We start from the raw sequence: 22,772 nt of genomic DNA, 5'->3' as shown, positions 1-22,772 counted from the left end.
AAATCCGATGGATGGCAAGCGATTTTCTTCCGGCAGGACCCGGTTGGAAAGGAACGAGGATGAAGGCGATCGAATTGCAGAGCCCGGGCGGCCTCGAGAACCTCAGAATGGTCGAGCGGCCGATGCCTGAGCCAGGGCGCCAGGAGATGATTGTGAAGGTCAAGGCGACGGCGCTGAACTACCGCGATGCCGAGATCGTTCGCGGCAGCTATCACACGAAGTTTGCATTGCCGCTGGTGCCGCTGTCGGACGGCGTCGGCGAAGTCGTTGCCATCGACGCCGAGGTCAGCCGGTTCAAGATCGGCGATCGGGTCTGCGGCACGTTCTGGCAGCGCTGGGTCGGCGGCAGTTTCGCCATGGCGGAGCCATCCTATCAACGTGGCGGCCCGATCGACGGGCTGCTCAGCGAATTTGCCCGGCTCGACGAACAGGCGGCGGTGCTGGCGCCGGCCAATCTGAGCGACCTCGAGGCGGCGACGCTGCCATGCGCCGGCGTGACGGCATGGCATGCGCTGTTTACGGAGGGCAGCGTCAAACCCGGCGACACCGTGCTTTGCCTCGGCACCGGCGGCGTTTCGCTGTTTGCGGTGCAGTTCGCCGCCGCTGCCGGGGCGCGCGTCATCGTGACGTCGAGCAGCGACGAGAAGCTTGCGCGGGCAAGGCAACTTGGCGCGCAGGATGGCGTGAATTATCGCAGCGTCCCCGATTGGGCATCGGCCGTGCTGGGATTGACGGATGGCCGCGGCGCCGACCATATCATCGAGGTTGGCGGACCGCAGAGTTTTGCACAATCGCTGAGGGCAGCGGCGCGCGGCGCCCAGATCAACGTCATCGGCTATCTCGGCGGCAGTGACGGCGCCATCAACCCGCTCGACATCTTCCGCCGGCAGGTCAGGGCGCGAGGCATACCGGTGGGCTCACGCGAATCCTTCGAGGCGATGAACCGCGCCATTGTCCTGAACCGGTTGAGACCGGTGATCGATCGGGTCGTGCCATGGAGCCGGGCCGCCGAAGCCTTTCGGTACCTTGAACACGGCTCTCCCTTTGGCAAGGTCGTGCTCGATCATACGCAATGAGCCCGCCTGACGAGCCTGGTGCAATGAATCGCGATATCGCGGTCAGGGCAGGCGGTTGGCCCGTTGCAGCGCCTGCTGCGTCTGCTCGTCGGTCAGGCCCTGCAGGAAATCGTCCATCTCTTGGTCGATCAGCCCGGCGCGGCGGGCGACAACATACCAGGCGCCGGCGAGGATCAGATCCGGGTCGGTGCCTATGCCGTTCATGTAGAGCTTGGCGAGACGGTTCTGGGCGGCGACATTGCCGCCCTCGGCGGCCTGCTTCATCCAGTTGAAGCCGGATTTCAGGTCGCGGGCGCCGCCGCGCCCCTCGATCATCCAGGTGGCGAGATCGATCTGTGCCGTGTCGTAGTTCTGCCGCGCGGCCTGTGCCAGCAGGCCGCGGGCGCGGACATCGTCGCGCGGCTTGCCGCCGGCGCCATTGGCGTAGACCTGTGCCATCGCATATTGTGCGTCGGCAAGCCCGGTCGCGGCAGCGCGGTCGTAATAGGACACGGCTTTGGCAATACCGGCATCGCCGGGCTCCTGTTCGACCATCAGCTGCGCAAAATTGAACTGCGCCAGGCGGTTGCCGGCCTCGGCTGCGGCCTGCATCAGCGCATAGGCTTCCTTCTCGTCCTTTTTGACGTAGCGGCCGTCGAGCAGCATCAGCGCATACTGGAATTGCGATTCCGGCACGCCCTGCTCGGCGGCAAGCGCATACCACTTCGCCGCCCCTGCCGCGTCGACCGGCACGCCGAGGCCGCGCGACAGTATCTCGGCCACCAGCGTCTGTGCCGCCGGATCGCCGTTTTGAGCACGGGAGAGCGCAAGGTTGTAGGCCGTCTTGTAGAGCCCGCGTTGAAAGGCGCCGTAGGCAGCGTCGGACGGCTTTGCGCCGAAGCGGTCGGGGTTGATGGTGTCGGCCGACGGCAACGGGGTGGTGGTGGCGGGCTGCGGCAATTGTGCGGCGATGGGCTTGTCGGCAGGTTCGCTGGAATCCGGCCTGGGCTGCGGCAGCGGAACGGGTTCCGCCGCTATCGCCTGCGTCACGGCCGTTGCGAGAAAGGCGCTGAAAAGGATTTTCCGCGAGAGCACGTCAGTCCTCGAAGCGCGGCGCGGTTTCGTCGAGCATCGCGTTGGCGGCGGCGACCGCCATCTTCGGATCGACGCCGTCGGCGAAAACGGCGCTGGACAGCGCCACGAATTCAGCGCCGGTGGCGGCGACCGCTTCCACCGAGGCAAGATCCGATCCGGCCATGACGATGCAGGGGATCTGGATGACGTCCGCCCACCATTGCCCGAGCGACAGGTTGCGCGGGTGCGGCTCAGGCTTGTTGTCGTAGCCGAAGCGGCCGAAGAAAATGTAATCAGGCCTGACCTCGCCGAGTTCCAGCGCATCGTCGCGGGTCTTGGCGCCGCCGGTGCCGACCATCATCCTGGCCTGGAAGTGTTCGATCGTTTCGGCGAGCTCGTCCTTGCCGACCTCGACATGGATGCCGTCGGCCTGGACACGGCCGGCGATGCGGGTGTCGCCGGCAATGATGACGGCAATGCCGGCCGCTTGCGCCACCGGCACGATCTGTTCGGCAAAGGCTTGGAAAGAGGCCTCGTCCATACCGTTTTCCGGCAGAATGAGCGAGGCGACGTCACCGCCGTCGAAGGCCGCGGCGATGCGCGCGGCCGGCACGTTCGGCGGCGCGATCAGCACGATACGGCAGCGGTTGGGCGGCGTTGCGTCATTCATTGGTGTTCGATCCCGGTTATCGCCTATGCCGGGCGAAGATGGTTGCATTGCGGCATAGAGCAAAGTGCGGGGATTGAACAGGCGGCACGGGGATCACGATTGCCGCCAACGATTCCATAGGGCTCGGCGCATGGCTGCCGTTGGCCGAAATTCTCTTCGCCTGGTCGCTTGCGGCCCTACGCAGGCACCTTCGATTTCCACAGCGACCAGCCGAGATTCATGCCGGCGGCGGCGACCAGGATGGCGGCGGCGCCGACGATCTGCGCCGGATGCAGCCGGTGGCCGAAGGCGACGACGTCGACGAGGATGGCGACGACTGGGTAGATGAAGGACAGCGATCCCTGCAGATGCGTCGGCAGCTTCTGGATGGCACCGTACATGAGGATGTACATCAGGCCGGTATGGACGATGCCGAGTGTCGCCAGCATGACCCAGCTCCGCGCATCGACGGGAAGGTGGGTGAGATTGGCGAAGGGTGCCAGCATGAGAACGCCGACGCAGACCTGGATCAGGGCGATCAGGTGCGGCGGCGTGCCTTTGAGCTTCTTGGTGACGATAGCCGCAACGGCCCAGAAGAAAGCCGCGGCCAGCGCCATCGCAATGCCGGTAAAGTAATCCGTACCATGATCGCCTGCATCGGGCGCGGCCTGCACGATCAGCAGCATGCCGGCGAAGGCGATGCCGAGCCAGGTCAGCTTGGTCACCGTCAGCCGTTCGGAGAAGAAGAGCGCGCCAAAACCCACCAGCATGAAGGGCTGCGTATTGTAGACAGCCGTGGCGATCGAGATCGACGCGCGAGAAAACGCGCTGAACAGCAACAGCCAGTTGATAACGATGGCAGCACCGCCGAGCGCCGCGATCGTGACGATGCGAAGCGACAGCCTGCCGCGCAGCAGCCCAAGCGCCGCGCAGATGATCAGCAGCGTTACCGCACCGAAAGCACAGCGCCAGAACACCACGTCCATGATGGGCTGGCCGGAAAGGACGACGAACCAGCCGATCGTGCCGAGGATCGCCATCGCCGCCGTCATTTCGATCGTGCCGCGTACCGTGTTGTCCATGGATGCTCCTGAAACCCGTTGAGATTTTATAATCCCACGGCGGATCGGGTATTTCCATGACTTGCAGCCGGTGATATGCAGAATGACCTCATTTAATTAGGTAAACATCGGGTTTTTCTTGGAATTGTAAAATGCTGGACGAACTCGACAGAAAGCTCCTCGATATCCTGGTCAAGGATTCACGGACCTCGCTGAAGGAACTGGCGCTGCAGGTCGGGCTGTCGTCGCCAAGCGTTTCGGAGAGGCTTCGGCGGCTTGAGGATCGCGGCGTCATCCGCGCGTTCACCATCGACATCGATCCGCAGGCGCTCGGCTACGCCTTGCAGGCGATCGTTCGCATCCGGCCATTGCCGGGCAAGCTGCACATCGTCCAGAAGCTGATCGAGGAAATCCCGGAATTCGGCGAATGCGACAAGGTGACGGGCGATGACTGCTTCGTTGCCCGGCTGTTCGTCCGCTCGATCGGCGAGCTCGACCGGATTCTCGACCGCATCGCCGACAAGGCCGAAACCAGCACCGCCATCATCAAGGCGCAGCCGATCCGGAGACGCCCGCCGCCGCTCGACATGCCAAACATGTGACGGGTTTCGGTGGCGTGGCCCACATATTTGCGGTCGCGGCCTGACCATTTCTGGTCTATTCCAGAGTTCAACTTTCCCTCCAGCGTCCCTTCCCATGTCAGGCCTGCTCGTCGATCCCTGGTTCTATGCCGCGGCCATTCCGGCCGTCATCCTCGTCGGCCTGTCGAAAGGCGGCTTCGGCGGCGCCGTCGGCTTTGTCGGCGTGCCGTTGATGGCGCTGACCATGCCGCCGGTTCAGGCTGCCGCAATCCTTCTGCCAATTCTGTGCCTGATGGACATTGTCTCGGTGTGGACGTGGTGGGGCATCTTCGACCGCAAGATGCTGGCCGACATGATGCCGGGCGCCGTGATCGGCATCGCCCTTGGCTGGCTGACGGCGGCACTTGTAACCGAAGAGATGGTGCGGCTGATCGTCGGCGCGGTTGCCCTGATCTTCGTGCTGCGCTGGCTCTATTTGCAACTCCGCCACGGTGCCGGCCACGCGGCGGAGCCCAACCGCGTCGCCGCCGGCTTCTGGGGTACTGTTGCCGGGTTCACCAGCTTCGTCGCCCATGTCGGCGGCCCGCCTTTTCAGGTCTATGCGCTGCCGATCAGGCTCGATCCGAAGGTGCTGTCGGGCACCGCGGCGATCTTTTTCGCCGTCACCAATGCGCTGAAGCTCATCCCCTATTTCGCGCTCGGCCAGTTCGACACCACCAATTTGACCGCGTCGGCGGTGCTGATGCCGCTGGCGCCGCTGTCGACAATCGCCGGCGCCTGGCTGGTGCGGCGGATGCGGCCGGAGCTGTTCTATCCCTTCACCTATGCGACCGTGGCGGTCGTCGCGGTCAAGCTTCTGTGGGACGGCATCGCCGGCCTCCTGTAAGACGGCGGCCCCATTCTGCCGCCGCCGGATTCCTTACACCTCAGGCGGCACTCGGCAGCAGCTGCCGCGTCCTGCCAAGCGCCAGGGCAATGCCGGTTGCCAGTACGAACGCCATGCAGCCCAGAATGGTGATGTCGTGCAGCGTCGGCTTCAGCACCATGTCCGCGATGATCACCAGCATCACCGAATAGTCGAAGCGCGCGGCGCTGAGGACGCGCTGGCCCTGGGCAAGCACTGCCGGCGTCACGCCCTCCTTGGCGATCATGCCTGCCATGCGGTCGGCAGTCGGCTTGAAGATGAACATGCCGATGCAGAAGGTCGTCGCATAACCGGCAAGGCCGATCAGCACCCACAGATCGGAAAAGCCGACCCAGAAGCCGCACATGATGAGGCCGAAAAGCAATGTCAGCATCGACATCGGCGCGAAGAACCGGTTGCCGAGCTCGCCGGTAGCGCGCATCGCCTGCAGCATGCCTTCGACGTTTCCAGCGCGGTCGGCGCGTACCGCGAGCAGCATCAGCGTGAAGCCGCCGCCGACCCAGAGGATCGCCGAGACGATATGCAGAAATTTAACGGCCGAGTACCAGTCCATTATTCGCTCCTTGAGAGATTTGATGATTTGCCGGAGCGCAAGGTTTGCTCCGCCTCGTTGCGAGGAACGGGCGTTTAGCGCGGCGCCTGTTTCGGAACGATGTCGCGCGCAGTGCCGTTTTGTTTCGGTAAGCCGGTCACCATTTGGAGGAAACCATGGCGCAAGCGTCGCCCCGACTTTCCAGCCGGTGGTGTGAACGGCGCCGTGGCCAGTCAGCTGTGCTGTTACGGCACAGATGCTGGGCGCTTGATCGAAAAATATGCCCCGCGTTAAAGCTTCGTTAAGCTTTACAGGCGTTTACTATGTCCATCCAGTGATCTGGATTCTTACCGAGTGGTTGGAGCCACTTTGTTTGACGCCTCCCTGTTAAACTCCTGAGAGCCGCCTTATCCGCGGCTCTTTTTTTGTCCGTGGCATGGGCGTTCTTCCGGCTAAATGCGGCCGTTAACCGTTTGTTAAACATGTGCTTGCCTTCGCTGGCAGCGAAGCGCATTTTCAAGCTTCAGTCGTTTAGGCTGCCGGATATGGCGGCCAAGAGCCGAATCGGCCGGCTGTCAGGCAAGTGCAGGGGCGTAGCGATGAACGAGCCTTCGAAGGCGAGCGCGAAAACCATCAAGCTGGCGGAGCGCCGGGTTTTCTCCCAATCCTTCAAGCCGCTCTATCAGGAAGGCATGGGCCTGGTCGAGCAGGCCGCCGAATATCTCGACGGCAAGGGCCGCGCCGAGGCCAAGAAGCTGTCGAGGCTGGCGGCGACGCTTTATGCGGCCGAATCGATGCGGCTGACCACCAGGCTGATGCAGGTCGCCTCGTGGCTGCTTTTGCAGCGGGCGGCGAATTCCGGCGAGATGACCCGCGATCAGGTGGCCTCAGAAAAATCCAAGGTGCGTCTCGATACCGCCTCCGCGCATGAGGAGGCGCCCGGCTGGGCCGAGCTGCCGACGGATTTCATCGATCTCGTCAACCGCTCGCTGCGCCTGCAGGCGCTGGTGCGCCGCATGGACGAGGAGATCTATGGCGGCCTCGCCGAGGTGCCGCCGTCGAGCCGTCGCCTCAATCCGGTGTCCGACCAGATCACGCTGCTCAACACGGCTTTCGCCCGCGGCTGAGAGAACGTTTCATAATTCTACTCCGGCGGCCATCTAGACTAACCGCGAAGGGATGGGCTCGCGATCATCAGGCGGGGAGAATCACGCAGCAGCAGGCGCGATCCGACCTCCACGATAGACCTGATCGCTGGGAGCAGCTCCTGCCCCAATGACGTCAGCTCATACTCCACGGTCGGCGGCGATGTCGGCATCACGTGGCGTGCGAGGACGCCACGCTCCTCGAGATCGCGCAACCTGCCGGTCAGCACCTTCGCCGAAATGGCTGGGATATCGCGGCGCAATTCGGAGAACCGGCGCGGGCCGTCGCTCAAGGACCAGAGCACCTCGGGTGTCCAGCACCCGCCAAGCAGCGCCATGCACCTCGACATGGGGCAGCCGGGAAGCGCCTTCACCTTCGTTCGCATCCTGAGGACCATCGCGCATCTTCCATGAGAGTTTCCAGTTGGATACCGGAAAATGATGGTAACTACAAGATACGTGGTTTCCGACGGTAACGAGAGCCGCTATCTGAGGCTCTCAATCCATCCAACCACGAAATGGACAGAACGATGTACGCAATAACTGGAGCAACAGGACAGCTTGGCCGTCTCGTGATCGACGCACTGCTGAAGACAGTTCCGGCCAGCCGGATCGTTGCGGCGGTTCGTGATCCGGCAAAGGCCAGCGATCTTGTCCAACGCGGCGTAGTCGTGCGGGAGGCGGACTATAATCGTCCCGACACGCTCCCGATGGCGCTGGCCGGCGTCGATAGACTGCTGCTGATTTCCTCGACCGAAGTCAGCGGCCGCTTGCCGCAGCATCGGTCAGTGATCAAGGCCGCCCAACGGGTGGGGGTTTCGCTGATCGCTTACACAAGCATGCTGCATGCGGACACGTCTCCCGCGAGGCTCGCGGTGGAACATCGGCAGACGGAGGAGGTCATCGCGGCCTCCGGCCTACCCGCCGTCATCCTGCGCAACGGCTGGTACACCGAGAACCATCTGATGGCACTCCCGGCGGCTCTGGAGCACGGCGCCTTCATCGGCGCCGCAAATGAGGGGCGCTTCTCGTCCGCGGCGCGGCAGGATTATGCCGAGGCCGCGGCCGTGGTGCTGACGAGCGAGGATCAAGCAGGGAGGACTTACGAGCTCGCCGCGGACCAAGCCTTCACGCTCGCCGAGCTTGCGGCGAAGGTCTCGCGGCAATCGGGCAAGGCGATCGCCTACAACGATCTTGCCGGGGCGGCCTATGAGGGTGTGTTGACAGGCGCCGGGCTGCCCGCCGATCTCGCCGCTATCCTGGCCGATGCCGACATTGCAGCCTCACGCGGAGCGTTGTTCGATGACGGCGGCGCCATGAGCCGGCTGATCGGTCGACCGACAACGCCACTGGAGAGCGTCGTTGCGGCAGCATTGCGCGGTTGAAACCGAGATGGCTGTCACATCAGAGGACCGTCTGTCGCTCGCGCCAACAGTTATTCAAACGACTAGACTAGCGCAGCCTTCTGCGCTTCCGGTGCTCGCGTACTTATGTACGCTCCGCTCCGGTTCTCGAAAACCACGCTATCTGTCTCGCCAGAGCGAATTCTCAAACATTCTCTAAACCAGACTCGGTTGCTGTTTCTGGTTTGTTCACATTTCGCTGGCATCGCTGCTCGCCGGGGTTAAAGTTGACGGATGGGGGAAGCGATTCGCATCATCGGCATCGATCCAGGGCTGAGGCGCACCGGCTGGGGCATAGTCGAAAGCCTCGGCAATTCGCTGCGCTTCGTCGCTTCCGGCACGGTGCGGTCCGACGACAAGGCCGCGCTGGCGGTGCGTCTTTGCCAGTTGCATGACGGGCTCGCCGAGATCCTGCATGCCGCGATGCCGCACGAGGCGGCGGTCGAGCAAACTTTCGTCAACAAGGACGCGGCGGCGACGCTGAAACTCGGCCAGGCACGCGGCATCGCCATGCTGGTGCCGGCGCGTGCCGGCCTTGTCGTTGCCGAATATGCGCCAAACGCCGTCAAAAAGGCGGTGATCGGCGTCGGCCATGGCGACAAGAAGCAGATCCACATGATGGTCAAGGTGCTGATGCCGAAGGCGACTTTCGACAGCGATGACGCCGCCGACGCGCTGGCTATCGCCATCTGTCACGCGCATCACCGGCAGAGCATCGCCTACAGGATGGCGGCGCTGGCCGGATAAGTATGTTCTTGACTTGTTCTCCAGTGGGCAATAGGTAATACCAACGAGGTATTACCATGCGCGTTACCACCAAGGGCCAAGTGACCATCCCGAAGGAAATACGGGATCATCTCGGTATCGGCCCGGGCTCGGAGGTGGAGTTCGTCCCCACCGAGGACGGCGCTCGTGTCATAGCCGTCGACGAAAACATGTCGGAGGAGGAAGCCTCGCGCAGATTCAGCCAGATGCTCGATCGTATGGCCGGTACGCTGGATCTGGGAGGCTTGACGGCGGATGAATATGTGGAATGGCTGAGGGGCCCACGTGAAGATCTCGACATTGATTGACACAAATGTCTTGATCGACGTTTGGGGTCCTGCCGGACGGGAGACGAAATGGTCGGCATCCGCGATTACCGCATGCCGGCGCGACGGCGCACTTGTTATCAATGCAATCGTCTGGTCCGAGCTCGCGCCGTTGATTGCGACCGAACAGGCTCTTCGTCAAGCAGCCGACATGCTCAAGATGGATCGCGAATTTCTGCCGTGGGAAGCAGCCTTCCTCGCTGGTGTCACGCACTCGCGCTATCGCCGCGCCGGCGGCATTCGCGAACGAACCTTGCCGGATTTCTTTATTGGAGCCCATGCGGTTGTCGCTGGGCATCGCCTGCTGACGCGCAATGCTGCGCGCTATCGCGGCTATTTCCCGGACCTCGATATCATCTCTCCGGAAACCCACCCGGCATGATCGGCACGCTCAAATGATCGGCAAGCTAAAAGGCACGCTGGATGAGATCGACGAGGATTTCTGCATCGTCGACGTGCATGGCGTCGGCTATGTCGCCTACTGCTCGGCGCGCACGCTGGCGGCATTGCCGCGGCCGGGCGAGGCGGTCGTGCTGTTCATCGAGACCTATGTGCGCGAGGACATGCTGCGGCTCTATGGGTTCCAGTCGGTGCTGGAGCGCGAATGGTTCCGGCTGCTGATGAACAATGTGCAAGGCGTCGGCGCCAAGGTGGCGCTGGCCATCCTGTCGACGCTGGCACCGGCCGACCTCGCCAATGCGATTGCGCTGCGCGATATCGCCATGGTCAGCCGTGCGCCTGGCGTCGGCAAGAAGGTCGCCGAGCGCATCGTCACCGAATTGAAGAACAAGGCGCCGGCCTATGCGGGCACTGCCTCCGGCACAATCGGCCTGAAGCAGGAGCTCGGCGAGGGCATCGCCTCGGCGCCGATCACCGACGCCGTCTCGGCGCTGGTCAATCTCGGCTATTCGCGCGACACCGCCGCCAATGCGGTGGCGGCGGCGCTGAAGACGGCAGGCGAGGAGGCGGACGCGTCGAAGCTGATCCGCTTCGGGCTGAAGGAGCTGGCACGGTGAGACGTTGCCCGACAAATAAATTCCGACTAGGAACAAGAGCATGGTCGGATATGCAAGCTTGACCTCCAGGGGGCAGCTTACGATTCCAAAGAAAGTCCGGAACGAGTTGTCGCTCAAGTCAGGCGATACTGTTGCGTGGACGGTCGTGGATGGTCTCCTGATAGGAACGCCGCGCAATCTCGAATTTGCCGACCTCGCTGGATTTCTAGGCGATCCACCTGACGGGCCTGCTGCGCTGGAACAGATCGACGCGGTGGTAAGAGATGCAGTGGGCCGCCGTTGTTGGCGAGGAGCACGGCGACGAACGAGAGGGTGCCGGGTGACGTTGATCGGTATCGATACAAACTTTTTCTTTCGGGCGGTATGCGCATGAGCCTTTCGCCACGCCTCATTGCTCCCGACAGACGCGGCGAGGACGCCGAGCAGACCTTGCGGCCGCAGACGCTCGGCGACTTCGTCGGCCAGGCGGCGGTGCGGGCCAATCTCAAAGTCTTCATCGAGGCCGCCAAGGGCCGCAGCGAAGCGCTCGACCATGTGCTGTTCGTCGGCCCGCCCGGCCTCGGCAAGACGACGCTGGCGCAGATCATGGCGCGCGAGCTTGGCGTCAATTTCCGCTCGACCTCGGGTCCGGTCATCGCCAAGGCCGGCGATCTGGCGGCGTTGCTCACCAACCTCGAAGACCGCGACGTGCTGTTCATCGACGAGATCCACCGGCTCAACCCGGCGGTCGAGGAAATCCTCTATCCGGCGATGGAGGATTTCCAGCTCGACCTGATCATCGGCGAGGGGCCGGCGGCGCGCTCGGTCAAGATCGACCTTGCCCGCTTCACGCTTGTCGCCGCCACCACCCGGCTCGGCCTGTTGACCAACCCGCTGCGCGACCGGTTCGGCATTCCGGTGCGGCTCAATTTCTACTCGGTCGAGGAACTCGAGCAGATCGTGCGGCGCGGCGCCCGCATCCTTGCCATGCCGCTCGGCGACGACGGTGCTTTGGAGATCGCCCGGCGGGCGCGCGGCACGCCGCGCATCGCCGGCCGGCTGTTGCGCCGGGTGCGCGACTTCGCCAGCGTTGCCGGCGACGGCCATGTCGACCGCAAGATCGCCGACGAGGCGCTGACGCGGCTGGAGGTCGACGGGCTCGGCCTCGACGCGCTCGACCGCCGTTATCTGTCGATGATCGCCCGGAATTTCGGCGGCGGGCCGGTCGGCATCGAGACCATCGCGGCCGGGCTTTCCGAGCCACGCGATGCCATCGAGGACATCATCGAGCCCTTTCTGATCCAGCAAGGCTTCATCATGCGCACCCCGCGCGGCCGCGTGCTGGCGGCCAATGCCTGGCGGCATCTCGGCCTCGACGCGCCGAAGGACCTGGCGCAGCAGCAGATCAGCCTGTTCCAGGAAGAACCCTAAGTTCCGCTGCTTATGGCTTCGGTGCTGGCAGTTCCCCGGCCCAGCCCTCTAGGTCTTGATCATCGCCGGTCTATGCGCAAAACAGGTGTTGCTTGAAACAGGGCCTGTCGGGCCAAAAGGACAGCGCAATGGACGATCACGGTGAATCGGCATTGTCCGCCGGACTTTCCGGCGCGCTGACGGAATTCGGCCATCGATTGATGGCGCGGGTCTATTATGCAGACACCGATTTTTCCGGCGTCGTCTACCACGCGCGCTATCTCGAATTCTTCGAGCGCGGCCGTTCCGACTATCTGCGGCTGGCCGGCGTCCACCACAGCGAGCTTGCCGACGGCAAGCATGGCGAGAAAATAGTCTGGGTGGTGCGGCGCATGGAGATCGATTTCCGCGGTTCGGCCCGCATGGACGACATCCTGACCATCGACACGCGCACCGACGAGATTTCCGGCGCCCGCATCGTCATGGCGCAGCAATTGAAGCGCGGCAGCGAAGTGCTGGTCGAGGCGCGTGTCGAAGCGGCGATCGTCGGCGAGAACGGGCGGCCGCGGCGCTTTCCCAAGGACTGGATCGCAGCCTTCATGCCCAGAACGCGCAAATAAAGGTTCAGAGGCGGACGATCCCGGAGCTCCCGGTCCAGGCCAGAATCGCCAGGCGGCCTATCAGGGCGCGGCAATGCGCCGCGCTGTACGTCCTAACCCATCCTTAACCATAACGGTCCATGAAGGGATTGGTTAAGATTGGGAGAATCCAAGCGCCTTCCTTTCACCAATATTTGCCCCGAAAAGGCCGCCAACGGTGCATTTGGGGTTATTCCGCAAGCCTAACGCGAACGGATCACAAGGGATGCCCATGGGCCAGCCGCCAGCCACGCCCGGAAAATCTTTAAGGACGTAACATGGAAAACATCGCTCTCGCCGAACCGGGCGCGCATTTATCGATTTGGGCCTTGTTCATGCAGGCCGGTTGGGTGGTCAAGCTGGTCATGATCGGGCTGCTTGGTGCCTCGATCTGGACCTGGGCGATCATCGTCGACAAGCTCGTCGCCTATGCCCGCATGCGGCTGGCGCTCAATCGCTTCGAACAGGTGTTCTGGTCGGGACAGTCGCTGGAAGAACTTTACCGCACGCTCGCCGACCGCAAGACGACCGGCATGAGCGCGATCTTCGTCGCCGCCATGCGCGAATGGAAGAAAAGCTTCGAGAAGGGCGCGAAATCGCCGCTCGGCCTGCAGACCCGCATCGACAAGGCTATGGATCTGGCGCTGACCCGCGAGATGGAAAAACTTGAAGGGCGGCTCGGCTTCCTCGCCACCACCGGCTCGGCGGCGCCGTTCATCGGCCTGTTCGGCACCGTGATCGGCATCATGACCTCGTTCCAGGCGATCGCCGCCTCGAAGAACACCAGCCTGTCGGTGGTCGCGCCCGGCATCGCCGAAGCGCTGCTGGCGACCGCGATCGGCCTGCTGGCCGCCATACCCGCCGTCATCGCCTATAACAAGCTGTCGTCGGACGCGAGCAAGATCGCGGTGCGCATGGAAGGGTTCGCGGACGAGTTCTCCGCCATACTCTCGCGCCAAATCGATGAAAAAGTCGCGCAGAAGGCCTGAGGAACGATCATGGGAATGTCCGTAAGCGCAGGTGGCGGAGGACGCGGCGGGCGCGGCCACAGGCGGCGCGGCCGCCACCACGCGTTGATCTCGGAGATCAACGTCACGCCGATGGTCGACGTGATGCTGGTGCTGCTGATCATCTTCATGGTCGCGGCGCCGCTGCTGACGGTCGGTGTGCCGGTCGACCTGCCGGAGACGAAGGCCAAGGCGATGAACGCCGATACCCAGCCGATCACGATTACCATCGACGGCACGGGAAAGCTTTTCCTGCAGGAGACCGAAATCCCGCAGGAAGAACTGGTCGCCAAGCTGCAGGCGATTTCCAAGACCGGCTACGAAGAGCGCATCTTCATCCGCGGTGCCAAGACTACCAACTATGGCGCCGCGATGGAGGTGATGGGTCTCATCCAGGACGCCGGTTACAAGAACATCGGCCTGCTTACACTGCCGAAACAGGACCAATAGACGCGAAATGAGGACCGGCCTCACCACATCGGTGATCTTGCATACGGTGGCGATCGCCTTCGGGCTGTTCACGCTGTCGGCGCCGGCTGCGCTTCCGTCGTCCGATGTCGAGTCGGTCGCAGTGGACATTGTGCCGATGGAGGCCGTCTCGCAGGTTTTGCAGGGCGACAAGAAAGCCGTGATGCACGAAAAGCCGGCGCCGCTGCCGACACAGCGTCCCGACATCGTGCCCGATGCCCAGAAAGTCGGCGAGAACAGCATCGATACCGACAAGCCGCCGACGCCTGAGGCCAAGCCCAAGCCGGTCGATATGACGGCGGCTCCGCCACCTGCGCCGACGCCGGTCGAAAAGCCCAAGCCCGAGGACGTGCCGAAGCCGCCGGAAAAGCCGAAGCCTATTCCCGCAACGGAGGTGGCGCCGGTGCCGCAGCCGAAGGAAGAGGTCAAGCTCGAACCGGTCAAGCAGACCGATCCCAAGCCGACGCCGGCCAAGGAGCCGACGCCCACGCCGCCGCAGGACAAGACCGCCGCGATCGATCCGCAGCCCGAGGTCAAGCCGGATGCCGTCGCCGAGGCGATTGCCAAGCAACCGCCGACCGAGGAGGCGCAGCTTCCGGACTCGGCGCCGGCGCCCGAGGCTCGGCCGAAGCCGCAGCCGGCCCAGGCTGAAAGCGCGAAGGCGCCGGAGCGCAAGGACACCGACAAGCCGGTCAAGGAAGCCTCGTCCAGGCCGAAATCAGACGACAAGCAATTCAATGCAGATGAGATTTCGGCGCTGCTCGACAAGCAGAAACCGTCCGGCGGCGGCGCCAAGCGCTCGACCCAGCAGGCTTCGCTCGGCGGCGAGAAGAACCAAGGCACCAAGCTCTCGCAGAGCGAGCTTGATGGCCTGAAGGCCCAGATCAAACGCTGCTGGAGTGTGACACCCGGCACATTCGATGGCGACAGCCAAAAAGTCACCATCAGGATGAAGCTCACGCAAAATGGCGAGATCGACGGCGCTCCGGAAGTCGGATCCGCGGGCGATGGCTCAATGGGCTCCCGAGTCGCCTCGGAAGCAGCGCGGCGCGCAGTGCTGCGATGTGCGCCCTACAATCTGCCCGTCGCAAAATATGACGGCGAGCTGGGATGGAACGAGGTCGAGGTCAATTTCATCCCCAGCGACATGTATTGATTGCCGAGAGAACAACGAGGCTGAACGAATGAAGAAGTTGCTTACGACGCTGATGCTGATCGGCACGATTGCGACCGCCATGAGCGGGCTCGCCACGCTGCCGGCAATGGCGTTGGTCCAACTCGACTTGACCCAACCCAATATCGAGCCTCTGCCGATTGCTATCACCGACTTTCAATCGGGCGACGCATTGGGCGCGGAGATATCGGGGATCGTCATCGACGATTTGAAGCGCTCGGGCCTGTTTGCTCCGATCGACAAGAGCGCCTTCATTGAAAAGATCTCCAACCCGGATGCCACGCCCCGCTTCGAGGACTGGAAGGTAATCAACGCCCAGGCTTTGGTCACCGGCAGCGTCGGCAAGGAAGCCGACGGCCGTGTCCGCGCCCAGTACCGGCTGTGGGACGCCTTTGCCGGCCAGCAGCTCTCGGGCGAACAGTTCTTCGCCAACGACGCCAATACCAGGCGCGTCGGCCATATCATCGCCGATGCGATCTACGAGCGGCTGACCGGCGAGAAGGGCTATTTCGACACGCGCGTCGTCTTCATCGACGAGTCCGGTGCCAAGAATGCGCGCAAGAAGCGGCTTGCCATCATGGACCAGGACGGCGCCAACGTCCGGTACCTGTCGAACGGCAAATCGATCGTGCTGACGCCGCGCTTCTCGCCGAACCGGCAGGAAATCACCTACATGTCCTATGAAAGCGGCCAACCGCGGGTGTATCTTTTGCAGATCGAGACGGGGCAGCGCGAGCTGGTCGGCAATTTCCCCGGCATGACGTTTGCGCCGCGCTTTTCGCCGGACGGCCAGAAGGTGATCATGAGCCTGCTGCGCGATGACGGCAATTCCAACATCTTCGCCATGGATCTGAGAAGCCGCTCGACGACCAGGCTCACCAACTCGACCGCCATCGACACCTCACCGTCCTACTCGCCTGACGGCAGCAAGGTGGTGTTCACCTCGGATCGCGGCGGCCGCGCGCAGATCTACGTGATGGGCGCCGACGGCTCGGGCCAGACCCGCATCTCGTTCGGCGACGGCGTCTATTCGACGCCGGTGTGGTCGCCGCGCGGCGATCTCATCGCCTTCACCAAGCAGACCGGCGGCGAATTCCAGATCGGCGTCATGCGCACCGACGGTTCGGGTGAGCGCATCCTGTCCACCGGCTTTCAGCAGGAAGGGCCGACCTGGGCGCCCAACGGCCGGGTGCTGATGTTCTTCCGCGATTCCAATGGCGGACCAAAACTTGTTTCGGTCGATCTCACCGGCCGCAACGAACAGTCGATCCCGACGGCGAACTTCGCCTCGGATCCGGCCTGGTCGCCGCTGCTGGAGTGATGGAAGAAGAACTGAGGAATTGAAGAACTGAGGAATTGAAGAACTGACGAGTTGAAGAACTGAAGAGTTGAAGAACTGAAGAATGGAGAAGGCAGGGGTCTACATCGAGCACGCGAGGGATTTAGAAGTCTATAAGCGTGCCTATGCGGTTTCCCTTGGGGTACACAGAGCCACGCTTGCTTTTCCGAAAATGGAGCAATACGCGCTCGCCGATCAACTACGTCGTTCCAGCAAGGCGATCTGCGCCAATTTGGCCGAAGGCTTTGCCAAACAGACTCACTCCAAGCCCGAATTCGCACGCTTCATTTCGATGGCCATAGGATCATGCAGTGAGGTGGAGACCTGGATTTCGTATGCGTTCGACCTCGAGTACATCACACAGGCGCAACGCGACGATTGGTTGCAATCCTATGCCCGCATCTACGGAATGCTGGTCAATCTCAGAGAGAAGCTGAGGTGATCTCTTTCCTCAATTCCTCAGTTCTTCAGTTCCTCAATTCCCTCTTTTTCATGTTTTGGCCGCATTTCCGCCTACGGTCCGCGCTCATTGTCGCCCCTCGGCAGAACGGTTGCGGACGGCAGCCGAAAACCAAATTTTAACCGTGTTTCTTGAGCGCTGGTTAACCCAAACGTGGTTACTGGAGGATCAATGAAATCACTCGAATTGCGAAGGAGAGGCGGCATGGGCCGTATCGCAGCACTTACCACAAACCCGGTCATGATCGCGCTGGTCGCTATGCTCGCGATCACCGGTTGCGCCTCGAAGAAGACGCCGAACAGCGCCGCCGATCTCGGCCTCAATGGCGCCGGCGCGGCAACGCCCGGGTCGGCCCAGGACTTTACCGTCAACATCGGCGACCGGATCTTCTTCGATACCGATTCGTCCTCGATCCGCGCCGATGCGCAGACGACGCTGTCGCGCCAGGCGCAGTGGCTGAACCAGTACAAGCAGTATGCCATCGTCATCGAAGGCCATGCCGACGAGCGCGGCACGCGCGAATACAATCTGGCGCTCGGCGCCCGCCGTGCTGCCGCCACACGCGACTTCCTGGTCGCCAAGGGTGTTTCGGCGCAGCGCCTGAAGACCATTTCCTACGGCAAGGAGCGTCCGGTCGCGGTTTGCGACGACATCTCCTGCTGGTCGCAGAACCGCCGCGCCGTAACCACGCTGGGCGGCGCCGGTTCTTGATCGGCATAAATGCAACACTTGGTGCGAAAGGCGGCCAAAAGGCCGCCTTTTTCATATCTGCTCGCTCCAAACAAAATTTGGCCGAAGTCTCACGTCCTGTTAAGAGCCGAGAGCGTCTGGCTAGTCCCCAGTTGACTGGTCTACTTCGAATGAGAGGCGCGCAACAATGGTTTCACGGCGAGAGGCACATGCATTTCAGATCGGTCTTGAGCGGCACGCTTGCGCTGCTGCTCGTATCAAGTATCGCGGCACTTGCTGACGGGGCAAACGGCACCGGGCAGTCATCGGAAAGCGGTTTTTCCTTCCACCTGCCGACGATCAAACTGCCCGGCATTTTCGGCGAAAAGAAAAAGCCGGATCAGGTTCAATTCGCGCAACAGGATGGCACCGGCACTCCGGCGCTGGAGGAACAGCTCCGGCAGATGAATGGCAAGATCGAGGAACTCAATTTCCAGGTCCTGCAGATGCAGGAGCAGATCCGCAAGCAGCAGGAAGACAACGAATTCCGCTTCCAGCAGTTGGAAGGCGGTCCGCAAGGCGCGCAGCAGCCGGCCGAGCAGAAGAAGTCCGAGGCGGCGCCTAGCAGCGACAGCCCCAACGGCGACAGTAACGTGGCGGAGGCGCCGGGGACGCCGGCTCCGGCCGATGCGGGCAAGGCGGCAGACGGCGACAAGAGCGTCGAGGACGTCATCGTCGAATCGCCCAACGGCGATCCCGGCAAGCTGATCCCCGGCGCGCCGCCCAAGACGTTCGGCACCATCACCGTCGACAAAAACGGCAATGTCGTCGAAGCCGACGGCAATGCGCAAGCGAATGCGCCGCAGCAGAATACGGCCCCAGCCAACGGCGCCAGCGCAGCCGGCAACAAGGCCGGTAAATCCGATGATACGGTGGTCGCGGCACTCCCGTCGACCAACGATCCGGAGGAGCTTTACCGCAACTCTTACCAGTTCATCCTGTCGGGCGACTACAGCACCGCCGAACAGGGCTTCCGCGACCATATCGCCCGTTTTCCCAAGGACGCCAAAGCGGCGGACGCGCATTACTGGCTTGGTGAATCGCTGCTCGGCCAGCAGAAATACCGCGATGCGGCCGAGACTTTCCTCGCTGCCAGCAAGGACTATCCCAAGGCCAAGAAAGCGCCGGACATGCTGCTGAAGCTCGGCGTTTCACTGGTCGGGCTGAAGCAGCGCGACGTGGCCTGTGCCACCTTCAGCGAGATCGGCAAGCGCTACCCCGATATTTCCGGCGCGCTCAAGGAGCGGGTCAAGCAGGAAAGGGCGCTCGCGGCGTGCTAGTTTTTCCGTTGCATGTCGTTGCCGCAAAACCGGGCCCACTTTTGGACGACATGCATGACGCTCGACACCGAGCCTGACCTTTCGGATTTTTCGCAGATCGACTTTTCCAACGGCGCTGTTGCGGCCGTGTCCGGCGGCAGCGACTCGACCGCCCTTCTCCTCCTCCTCAAAGCCCATCTCGACCGTACCGCCCCGGCAACGAAATTGCTGGCGGTGACGATCGATCACCAATTGCGGCCGCAAGCGGCAGCGGAAGCGCAAGCCGTGGCCAGGCTGTGTGCGGCGCGCGGCATTGCCCATCGCATCCTCGCCTGGTCGGGGCACAAACCATCGACCGGCCTGCCCGCCGCCGCGCGCGAGGCGCGCCACCGGCTGCTCGCCGAAGCTGCCGAAGCGGCAGGCATCGGCCTGATCCTGACCGGCCACACCGCCGACGACCAGGCCGAGACAGTGCTGATGCGGCAAGCGCGCGACAAGTGGGCGCGTGACGAGTGGGCGCATGACGAGCGGCCAAGTGATGGAGGGCCAAGTGATGGAGGGCCAAGTGATGAAGGGCAAAGCGACGATGGACCGCGCGACGAAGGGCGGGGCCTTGCCGGCATGGCGCCGGCAACCCTCTACGAGTGGCGGCACTGGATCGTGCGGCCGCTGCTCGGCATAAGGCATGCTGAGCTGCGCGAATTCCTGCGGCGTGAACAGGTTGCCTGGATCGAAGATCCGACCAATGCCGACACCGCTTTCGAGCGGCCGCGCGTCCGCGCAGCACTTGCCGAAGGCGATGGTGCGCCTCGCGTGGCTGAAGCGATAGCGCTGGCCAGAAAGGCGGCGGCCGAGCGTGAGCAGTTAGGACATCGCGCGGCCATGCTGATCCGCAGCTTGGCCTCCAGGCCGGCCGCCGGCCTCGTCCGCCTCGATCGGGATTTTGCGACGGCCGCCGACAGCCGGGCGGCCATTTATGCGCTGCGCATCCTGCTGGCGGCGACCGGCGGCACCGCCTTCCTTCCCGACCAGGCCCGCAGCAAAGCCCTTTTCGGCCGGTTCCGCACCGGGCCGCTTTGTGCCACATTGTCGCGGACCGTGATCGATGCCCGGCGTACCGGTATCTTTCTGCATCGCGAATTGCGCGATCTGCCGCCCGCTGTCGAGGTTTCCGACAATGCGCTTTGGGACGGCCGCAGACGGATCACATTGGGCGACAGTTCAGGTGCATTGTTGATCGCGCCGCTGTTGGTAGCACCGCTCGGGGCGGCTCTTGCCGCAAAGCGGGCAATTGAAGGGCATGGCACGCCGGCAAGCCTTGTACGTGCCGCCTTGGCGGCCGAGCCGGCGCTATGGCAGGATGGCGAATGCCTTGGTTTGCTCGGGGAAGGCCCGGGTTTGCCCGGGGAAGGCCCGATGCCGGCGACTGTAGCCGCATATCCGGCAGTCGCGCCCTTCGCCCGTTTCCTGCCGTCCTTCGATCTGGCGCCGGCCGACGCCGTCGCCGCCTTGCTTGGCGCGGCGCCGGTTCCAGCCTCGCCATTCGGTGGCCACAGTGCCGGCCTACCACGGGCGAATGCTTAACCGAGACCTGCTGTTATGCTTGGCAAGGGGGGACGCTCTCCCTATGTTAGGGCCAAGTTTCCTCTCACGACGCGTGTCCGCCCAGCGGCGCCAACGGGACAATTGATGAATCCGAATTATCGCAACCTCGCGCTCTGGGCGATCATAGCGGTCCTGCTCATCGCTCTCTTCAATCTTTTCCAGACGCCGCAGACGCGTGGAGCCTCGAGCGATGTTCCCTATTCGCAGTTCCTGCAGGAAGTCGCGGCGGGACGGATCAAGTCGGTGACCATCGCCGGCGCCCGTATCTCCGGCAATTACACGGACAGTTCCAACGGCTTCCAGACCTATTCGCCTGGGGACCCGTCGCTGGTTTCGCGGCTGCAGGACAAGAACGTCACCATCAATGCGCGTCCTGAGTCCGACGGCTCCAATTCGCTGTTCGGCACCCTGATCTCCTGGCTGCCGATGATCCTCATCCTCGGCGTCTGGATATTCTTCATGCGCCAGATGCAGTCCGGTTCCGGCCGCGCCATGGGCTTCGGCAAGTCGAAGGCCAAGCTTTTGACCGAAGCACATGGCCGCGTCACCTTCCAGGACGTCGCCGGCGTCGACGAAGCCAAGGAAGATCTGGAAGAGATCGTCGAGTTCCTGCGCGACCCGCAGAAATTCCAGCGGCTCGGCGGCAAGATCCCGCGCGGCGTGCTGCTCGTCGGTCCTCCGGGAACCGGCAAGACGCTGCTCGCCCGCTCGGTCGCGGGTGAAGCCAACGTGCCGTTCTTCACCATTTCGGGCTCGGACTTCGTCGAGATGTTCGTCGGCGTCGGCGCAAGCCGCGTCCGCGACATGTTCGACCAGGCCAAGAAGAACGCGCCTTGCATCATCTTCATCGACGAAATCGACGCGGTCGGCCGCCATCGCGGCGCCGGCCTCGGCGGCGGCAATGATGAACGCGAGCAGACGCTGAACCAGCTGCTGGTCGAGATGGATGGCTTCGAATCCAACGAAAGCATCATCCTGATCGCCGCCACCAACCGGCCAGACGTGCTCGATCCGGCGCTGCTGAGGCCGGGCCGCTTCGACCGCCAGGTGGTGGTGCCGAACCCCGACATCGTCGGCCGCGAGAAGATCCTGAAAGTGCATGTGCGCAACGTGCCGCTGGCGCCCAATGTCGACCTCAAGGTGATCGCGCGCGGCACGCCGGGCTTTTCCGGCGCCGACCTGATGAACCTGGTCAACGAATCCGCCCTGATGGCGGCGCGGCGCAACAAGCGCCTCGTCACCATGGCCGAATTCGAGGACGCCAAGGACAAGATCATGATGGGCGCCGAGCGCCGCTCGTCGGCGATGACGCAGGCCGAGAAGGAGCTGACCGCCTATCACGAGGCCGGCCATGCCATCCTGGCGCTCAACGTGCCGTCGGCCGATCCGCTGCACAAGGCGACCATCATCCCGCGCGGCCGGGCACTCGGCATGGTCATGCAGCTGCCGGAAGGCGACCGCTATTCGATGAGCTACAAATACATGATCTCGCGCCTCGCCATCATGATGGGCGGTCGTGTCGCCGAGGAGTTCAAATTCGGCAAGGAGAACATCACCTCCGGCGCCTCCTCCGATATCGAGCAGGCGACCAAGCTGGCGCGTGCCATGGTGACGCGCTGGGGCTTCTCCGACAAGCTCGGCCATGTCGCCTATGGCGACAACCAGGAGGAGGTGTTCCTCGGCCATTCGGTGGCGCGCACGCAGAACATCTCGGAAGAGACGGCGCAGATCATCGACGCCGAAGTGCGCCGGCTGATCGACGAGGCCTATTCGACGGCAAGGTCCATCCTGACCAAGAAAAAGAAGGAATGGATCGCGCTGGCGCAGGGCCTGCTCGAATACGAGACGCTGTCCGGCGAGGAGATCAAGCAGCTGATCGCCGGCAATAAGCCCGCGCGCGACCTTGGCGACGACACGCCGCCGAGCCGCGGCTCGGCCGTGCCGAAGTCCGGCCGCCGCAAGAAGGGCCCCGAGCCCGAAGGCGGCATGGAACCCCAGCCGTCAAGCTAGGCTCCGGCCCAGGACAGATCGACTTCGAAACGCCGCGGCTCTAACCGCGGCGTTTTCTCTTGGGGAATGCGACCCTTCCTGCATCGCTGGAAATTGGCGAAAGTGACGCTGACGGCCAATCTCCCGCCTCGTGGGGGAGATGTCCGGCAGGACAGAGAGGGG

Annotated in this window: 26 protein-coding genes; 21 read left to right on the top strand and 5 right to left on the bottom strand. The window is 63.2% G+C overall.

All coding sequences use genetic code 11. The features are described 5' to 3' along the window. Positions 1 to 59 precede the first annotated feature (59 nt). Entirely contained in the window at positions 60 to 1,076 is a 1,017-nt protein-coding gene (locus NKI47_RS11405; RefSeq protein WP_352589986.1) for a zinc-dependent alcohol dehydrogenase family protein, read from the top strand. A 42-nt stretch (positions 1,077 to 1,118) separates the two neighbouring features. On the opposite strand, the gene NKI47_RS11400 is transcribed toward NKI47_RS11405, so the two are convergent. The 3 genes from NKI47_RS11400 to NKI47_RS11390 all read right to left on the bottom strand — a co-directional run bounded on the left by NKI47_RS11400 (position 1,119) and on the right by NKI47_RS11390 (position 3,860). Beyond that, complete coding sequence (locus NKI47_RS11400) at positions 1,119 to 2,150, bottom strand: tetratricopeptide repeat protein (RefSeq protein ID WP_352589983.1); 1,032 nt, start codon at positions 2,148 to 2,150, stop codon at positions 1,119 to 1,121. Position 2,151: 1 nt separating this feature from the next. Then, positions 2,152 to 2,799, bottom strand: coding sequence for a thiamine phosphate synthase (locus NKI47_RS11395; RefSeq protein ID WP_352589980.1), 648 nt, complete (start codon positions 2,797 to 2,799; stop codon positions 2,152 to 2,154). Between the two features lie 176 nt (positions 2,800 to 2,975). After that, on the bottom strand, positions 2,976 to 3,860 hold the full coding sequence (locus NKI47_RS11390; protein WP_352589977.1) for a DMT family transporter: 885 nt from the start codon (positions 3,858 to 3,860) through the stop codon (positions 2,976 to 2,978). Positions 3,861 to 3,991: 131 nt separating this feature from the next. Here NKI47_RS11390 and NKI47_RS11385 point away from each other — a divergent pair, with 131 nt between their 5' ends. Both NKI47_RS11385 and NKI47_RS11380 read left to right on the top strand, forming a co-directional pair. After that, the gene (locus NKI47_RS11385) at positions 3,992 to 4,441 is read left to right on the top strand and encodes an Lrp/AsnC family transcriptional regulator (protein ID WP_352574709.1); all 450 of its coding nucleotides are present in this window, start codon (positions 3,992 to 3,994) and stop codon (positions 4,439 to 4,441) included. A gap of 94 nt (positions 4,442 to 4,535) precedes the next feature. Continuing rightward, positions 4,536 to 5,306 carry a sulfite exporter TauE/SafE family protein gene (locus NKI47_RS11380; RefSeq protein WP_352450835.1) on the top strand — a complete coding sequence of 257 codons (771 nt, stop codon included), beginning with the start codon at positions 4,536 to 4,538 and terminating at the stop codon, positions 5,304 to 5,306. A 40-nt stretch (positions 5,307 to 5,346) separates the two neighbouring features. On the opposite strand, the gene NKI47_RS11375 is transcribed toward NKI47_RS11380, so the two are convergent. Beyond that, a complete protein-coding gene (locus NKI47_RS11375) occupies positions 5,347 to 5,898 on the bottom strand; it encodes a DUF2269 family protein (protein WP_352589973.1) in 552 nt (183 codons plus the stop codon). 578 nt (positions 5,899 to 6,476) lie between these two features. Here NKI47_RS11375 and rcdA point away from each other — a divergent pair. Beyond that, positions 6,477 to 7,004, top strand: coding sequence for a protease adaptor protein RcdA (gene rcdA, locus NKI47_RS11370; protein ID WP_023678007.1), 528 nt, complete (start codon positions 6,477 to 6,479; stop codon positions 7,002 to 7,004). A 38-nt stretch (positions 7,005 to 7,042) separates the two neighbouring features. Here rcdA and NKI47_RS11365 read toward each other — a convergent pair whose 3' ends face one another. Beyond that, positions 7,043 to 7,360 (bottom strand): winged helix-turn-helix transcriptional regulator, encoded by a 318-nt coding sequence (locus tag NKI47_RS11365; protein ID WP_245274745.1) that lies wholly within the window; start codon positions 7,358 to 7,360, stop codon positions 7,043 to 7,045. Between the two features lie 192 nt (positions 7,361 to 7,552). Between NKI47_RS11365 and NKI47_RS11360 the strand changes: the two genes are divergently transcribed. The 17 genes from NKI47_RS11360 (at position 7,553) to ftsH (ending at position 22,610) form a co-directional block, all read left to right on the top strand. Further along, on the top strand, positions 7,553 to 8,407 hold the full coding sequence (locus NKI47_RS11360; RefSeq protein WP_023678005.1) for an SDR family oxidoreductase: 855 nt from the start codon (positions 7,553 to 7,555) through the stop codon (positions 8,405 to 8,407). Positions 8,408 to 8,659: 252 nt separating this feature from the next. Continuing rightward, on the top strand, positions 8,660 to 9,172 hold the full coding sequence (gene ruvC / locus NKI47_RS11355) for a crossover junction endodeoxyribonuclease RuvC (RefSeq protein WP_023678004.1): 513 nt from the start codon (positions 8,660 to 8,662) through the stop codon (positions 9,170 to 9,172). Positions 9,173 to 9,228: 56 nt separating this feature from the next. Continuing rightward, positions 9,229 to 9,498: an AbrB/MazE/SpoVT family DNA-binding domain-containing protein gene (locus tag NKI47_RS11350; RefSeq protein WP_352589970.1), complete on the top strand. Its 270-nt coding sequence runs from the start codon at positions 9,229 to 9,231 to the stop codon at positions 9,496 to 9,498. Next, positions 9,476 to 9,898 carry a type II toxin-antitoxin system VapC family toxin gene (locus tag NKI47_RS11345; RefSeq protein ID WP_023678002.1) on the top strand — a complete coding sequence of 141 codons (423 nt, stop codon included), beginning with the start codon at positions 9,476 to 9,478 and terminating at the stop codon, positions 9,896 to 9,898. The genes NKI47_RS11350 and NKI47_RS11345 overlap by 23 nt, the downstream gene beginning before the upstream one ends. 13 nt (positions 9,899 to 9,911) lie before the next feature. Further along, on the top strand, positions 9,912 to 10,532 hold the full coding sequence (gene ruvA / locus NKI47_RS11340; protein WP_352589967.1) for a Holliday junction branch migration protein RuvA: 621 nt from the start codon (positions 9,912 to 9,914) through the stop codon (positions 10,530 to 10,532). Between the two features lie 40 nt (positions 10,533 to 10,572). Continuing rightward, on the top strand, positions 10,573 to 10,905 hold the full coding sequence (locus NKI47_RS11335; protein WP_352589964.1) for an AbrB/MazE/SpoVT family DNA-binding domain-containing protein: 333 nt from the start codon (positions 10,573 to 10,575) through the stop codon (positions 10,903 to 10,905). Further along, positions 10,902 to 11,942 (top strand): Holliday junction branch migration DNA helicase RuvB, encoded by a 1,041-nt coding sequence (gene ruvB, locus NKI47_RS11330; RefSeq protein WP_352454896.1) that lies wholly within the window; start codon positions 10,902 to 10,904, stop codon positions 11,940 to 11,942. Before NKI47_RS11335 ends, ruvB begins: the two co-directional genes overlap by 4 nt. A 128-nt stretch (positions 11,943 to 12,070) precedes the next feature. Beyond that, positions 12,071 to 12,541 (top strand): tol-pal system-associated acyl-CoA thioesterase, encoded by a 471-nt coding sequence (gene ybgC / locus NKI47_RS11325; protein WP_352589961.1) that lies wholly within the window; start codon positions 12,071 to 12,073, stop codon positions 12,539 to 12,541. A 296-nt stretch (positions 12,542 to 12,837) separates the two neighbouring features. Further along, complete coding sequence (tolQ, locus tag NKI47_RS11320; protein ID WP_023677997.1) at positions 12,838 to 13,548, top strand: protein TolQ; 711 nt, start codon at positions 12,838 to 12,840, stop codon at positions 13,546 to 13,548. A 9-nt stretch (positions 13,549 to 13,557) separates the two neighbouring features. Then, complete coding sequence (tolR, locus tag NKI47_RS11315) at positions 13,558 to 14,016, top strand: protein TolR (RefSeq protein WP_352589959.1); 459 nt, start codon at positions 13,558 to 13,560, stop codon at positions 14,014 to 14,016. Between the two features lie 7 nt (positions 14,017 to 14,023). After that, positions 14,024 to 15,190: a cell envelope integrity protein TolA gene (tolA, locus tag NKI47_RS11310; RefSeq protein WP_352589956.1), complete on the top strand. Its 1,167-nt coding sequence runs from the start codon at positions 14,024 to 14,026 to the stop codon at positions 15,188 to 15,190. A 28-nt stretch (positions 15,191 to 15,218) separates the two neighbouring features. Beyond that, complete coding sequence (tolB, locus tag NKI47_RS11305) at positions 15,219 to 16,529, top strand: Tol-Pal system beta propeller repeat protein TolB (protein ID WP_352589953.1); 1,311 nt, start codon at positions 15,219 to 15,221, stop codon at positions 16,527 to 16,529. A gap of 82 nt (positions 16,530 to 16,611) precedes the next feature. Next, complete coding sequence (locus tag NKI47_RS11300) at positions 16,612 to 16,989, top strand: four helix bundle protein (protein ID WP_023677993.1); 378 nt, start codon at positions 16,612 to 16,614, stop codon at positions 16,987 to 16,989. 222 nt (positions 16,990 to 17,211) lie between these two features. Continuing rightward, positions 17,212 to 17,718 carry a peptidoglycan-associated lipoprotein Pal gene (pal, locus tag NKI47_RS11295; RefSeq protein ID WP_023677992.1) on the top strand — a complete coding sequence of 169 codons (507 nt, stop codon included), beginning with the start codon at positions 17,212 to 17,214 and terminating at the stop codon, positions 17,716 to 17,718. A 188-nt stretch (positions 17,719 to 17,906) separates the two neighbouring features. Continuing rightward, the gene (gene ybgF, locus NKI47_RS11290; protein WP_352589950.1) at positions 17,907 to 19,016 is read left to right on the top strand and encodes a tol-pal system protein YbgF; all 1,110 of its coding nucleotides are present in this window, start codon (positions 17,907 to 17,909) and stop codon (positions 19,014 to 19,016) included. Between the two features lie 54 nt (positions 19,017 to 19,070). After that, positions 19,071 to 20,579: a tRNA lysidine(34) synthetase TilS gene (gene tilS, locus NKI47_RS11285; protein WP_352589947.1), complete on the top strand. Its 1,509-nt coding sequence runs from the start codon at positions 19,071 to 19,073 to the stop codon at positions 20,577 to 20,579. Positions 20,580 to 20,684: 105 nt separating this feature from the next. Continuing rightward, on the top strand, positions 20,685 to 22,610 hold the full coding sequence (ftsH, locus tag NKI47_RS11280; protein ID WP_023677989.1) for an ATP-dependent zinc metalloprotease FtsH: 1,926 nt from the start codon (positions 20,685 to 20,687) through the stop codon (positions 22,608 to 22,610). The last annotated feature ends 162 nt before the right edge of the window (positions 22,611 to 22,772 follow it).

Source organism: Mesorhizobium sp. M0633 (genome assembly GCF_040320645.1).
GTDB lineage: Bacteria > Pseudomonadota > Alphaproteobacteria > Rhizobiales > Rhizobiaceae > Mesorhizobium.
This window is presented reverse-complemented; position numbering and strand designations above follow the sequence as displayed.

What these genes read in the sequence shown, in the direction of transcription:
- NKI47_RS11405 (WP_352589986.1), top strand. Translation starts at nt 60, where the DNA reads ATGAAGGCGATCGAATTGCAGAGCCCGGGCGGCCTCGAGAACCTCAGA.
- NKI47_RS11395 (WP_352589980.1), bottom strand. Translation starts at nt 2,799, where the DNA reads ATGAATGACGCAACGCCGCCCAACCGCTGCCGTATCGTGCTGATCGCG.
- NKI47_RS11390 (WP_352589977.1), bottom strand. Translation starts at nt 3,860, where the DNA reads ATGGACAACACGGTACGCGGCACGATCGAAATGACGGCGGCGATGGCG.
- NKI47_RS11385 (WP_352574709.1), top strand. Translation starts at nt 3,992, where the DNA reads ATGCTGGACGAACTCGACAGAAAGCTCCTCGATATCCTGGTCAAGGAT.
- NKI47_RS11380 (WP_352450835.1), top strand. Translation starts at nt 4,536, where the DNA reads ATGTCAGGCCTGCTCGTCGATCCCTGGTTCTATGCCGCGGCCATTCCG.
- NKI47_RS11375 (WP_352589973.1), bottom strand. Translation starts at nt 5,898, where the DNA reads ATGGACTGGTACTCGGCCGTTAAATTTCTGCATATCGTCTCGGCGATC.
- rcdA (WP_023678007.1), top strand. Translation starts at nt 6,477, where the DNA reads ATGAACGAGCCTTCGAAGGCGAGCGCGAAAACCATCAAGCTGGCGGAG.
- NKI47_RS11365 (WP_245274745.1), bottom strand. Translation starts at nt 7,360, where the DNA reads ATGGCGCTGCTTGGCGGGTGCTGGACACCCGAGGTGCTCTGGTCCTTG.
- NKI47_RS11360 (WP_023678005.1), top strand. Translation starts at nt 7,553, where the DNA reads ATGTACGCAATAACTGGAGCAACAGGACAGCTTGGCCGTCTCGTGATC.
- ruvC (WP_023678004.1), top strand. Translation starts at nt 8,660, where the DNA reads ATGGGGGAAGCGATTCGCATCATCGGCATCGATCCAGGGCTGAGGCGC.
- NKI47_RS11350 (WP_352589970.1), top strand. Translation starts at nt 9,229, where the DNA reads ATGCGCGTTACCACCAAGGGCCAAGTGACCATCCCGAAGGAAATACGG.
- ruvA (WP_352589967.1), top strand. Translation starts at nt 9,912, where the DNA reads ATGATCGGCAAGCTAAAAGGCACGCTGGATGAGATCGACGAGGATTTC.
- NKI47_RS11335 (WP_352589964.1), top strand. Translation starts at nt 10,573, where the DNA reads ATGGTCGGATATGCAAGCTTGACCTCCAGGGGGCAGCTTACGATTCCA.
- ruvB (WP_352454896.1), top strand. Translation starts at nt 10,902, where the DNA reads ATGAGCCTTTCGCCACGCCTCATTGCTCCCGACAGACGCGGCGAGGAC.
- ybgC (WP_352589961.1), top strand. Translation starts at nt 12,071, where the DNA reads ATGGACGATCACGGTGAATCGGCATTGTCCGCCGGACTTTCCGGCGCG.
- tolQ (WP_023677997.1), top strand. Translation starts at nt 12,838, where the DNA reads ATGGAAAACATCGCTCTCGCCGAACCGGGCGCGCATTTATCGATTTGG.
- tolR (WP_352589959.1), top strand. Translation starts at nt 13,558, where the DNA reads ATGGGAATGTCCGTAAGCGCAGGTGGCGGAGGACGCGGCGGGCGCGGC.
- tolA (WP_352589956.1), top strand. Translation starts at nt 14,024, where the DNA reads ATGAGGACCGGCCTCACCACATCGGTGATCTTGCATACGGTGGCGATC.
- tolB (WP_352589953.1), top strand. Translation starts at nt 15,219, where the DNA reads ATGAAGAAGTTGCTTACGACGCTGATGCTGATCGGCACGATTGCGACC.
- NKI47_RS11300 (WP_023677993.1), top strand. Translation starts at nt 16,612, where the DNA reads ATGGAGAAGGCAGGGGTCTACATCGAGCACGCGAGGGATTTAGAAGTC.
- pal (WP_023677992.1), top strand. Translation starts at nt 17,212, where the DNA reads ATGGGCCGTATCGCAGCACTTACCACAAACCCGGTCATGATCGCGCTG.
- ybgF (WP_352589950.1), top strand. Translation starts at nt 17,907, where the DNA reads ATGCATTTCAGATCGGTCTTGAGCGGCACGCTTGCGCTGCTGCTCGTA.
- tilS (WP_352589947.1), top strand. Translation starts at nt 19,071, where the DNA reads ATGACGCTCGACACCGAGCCTGACCTTTCGGATTTTTCGCAGATCGAC.
- ftsH (WP_023677989.1), top strand. Translation starts at nt 20,685, where the DNA reads ATGAATCCGAATTATCGCAACCTCGCGCTCTGGGCGATCATAGCGGTC.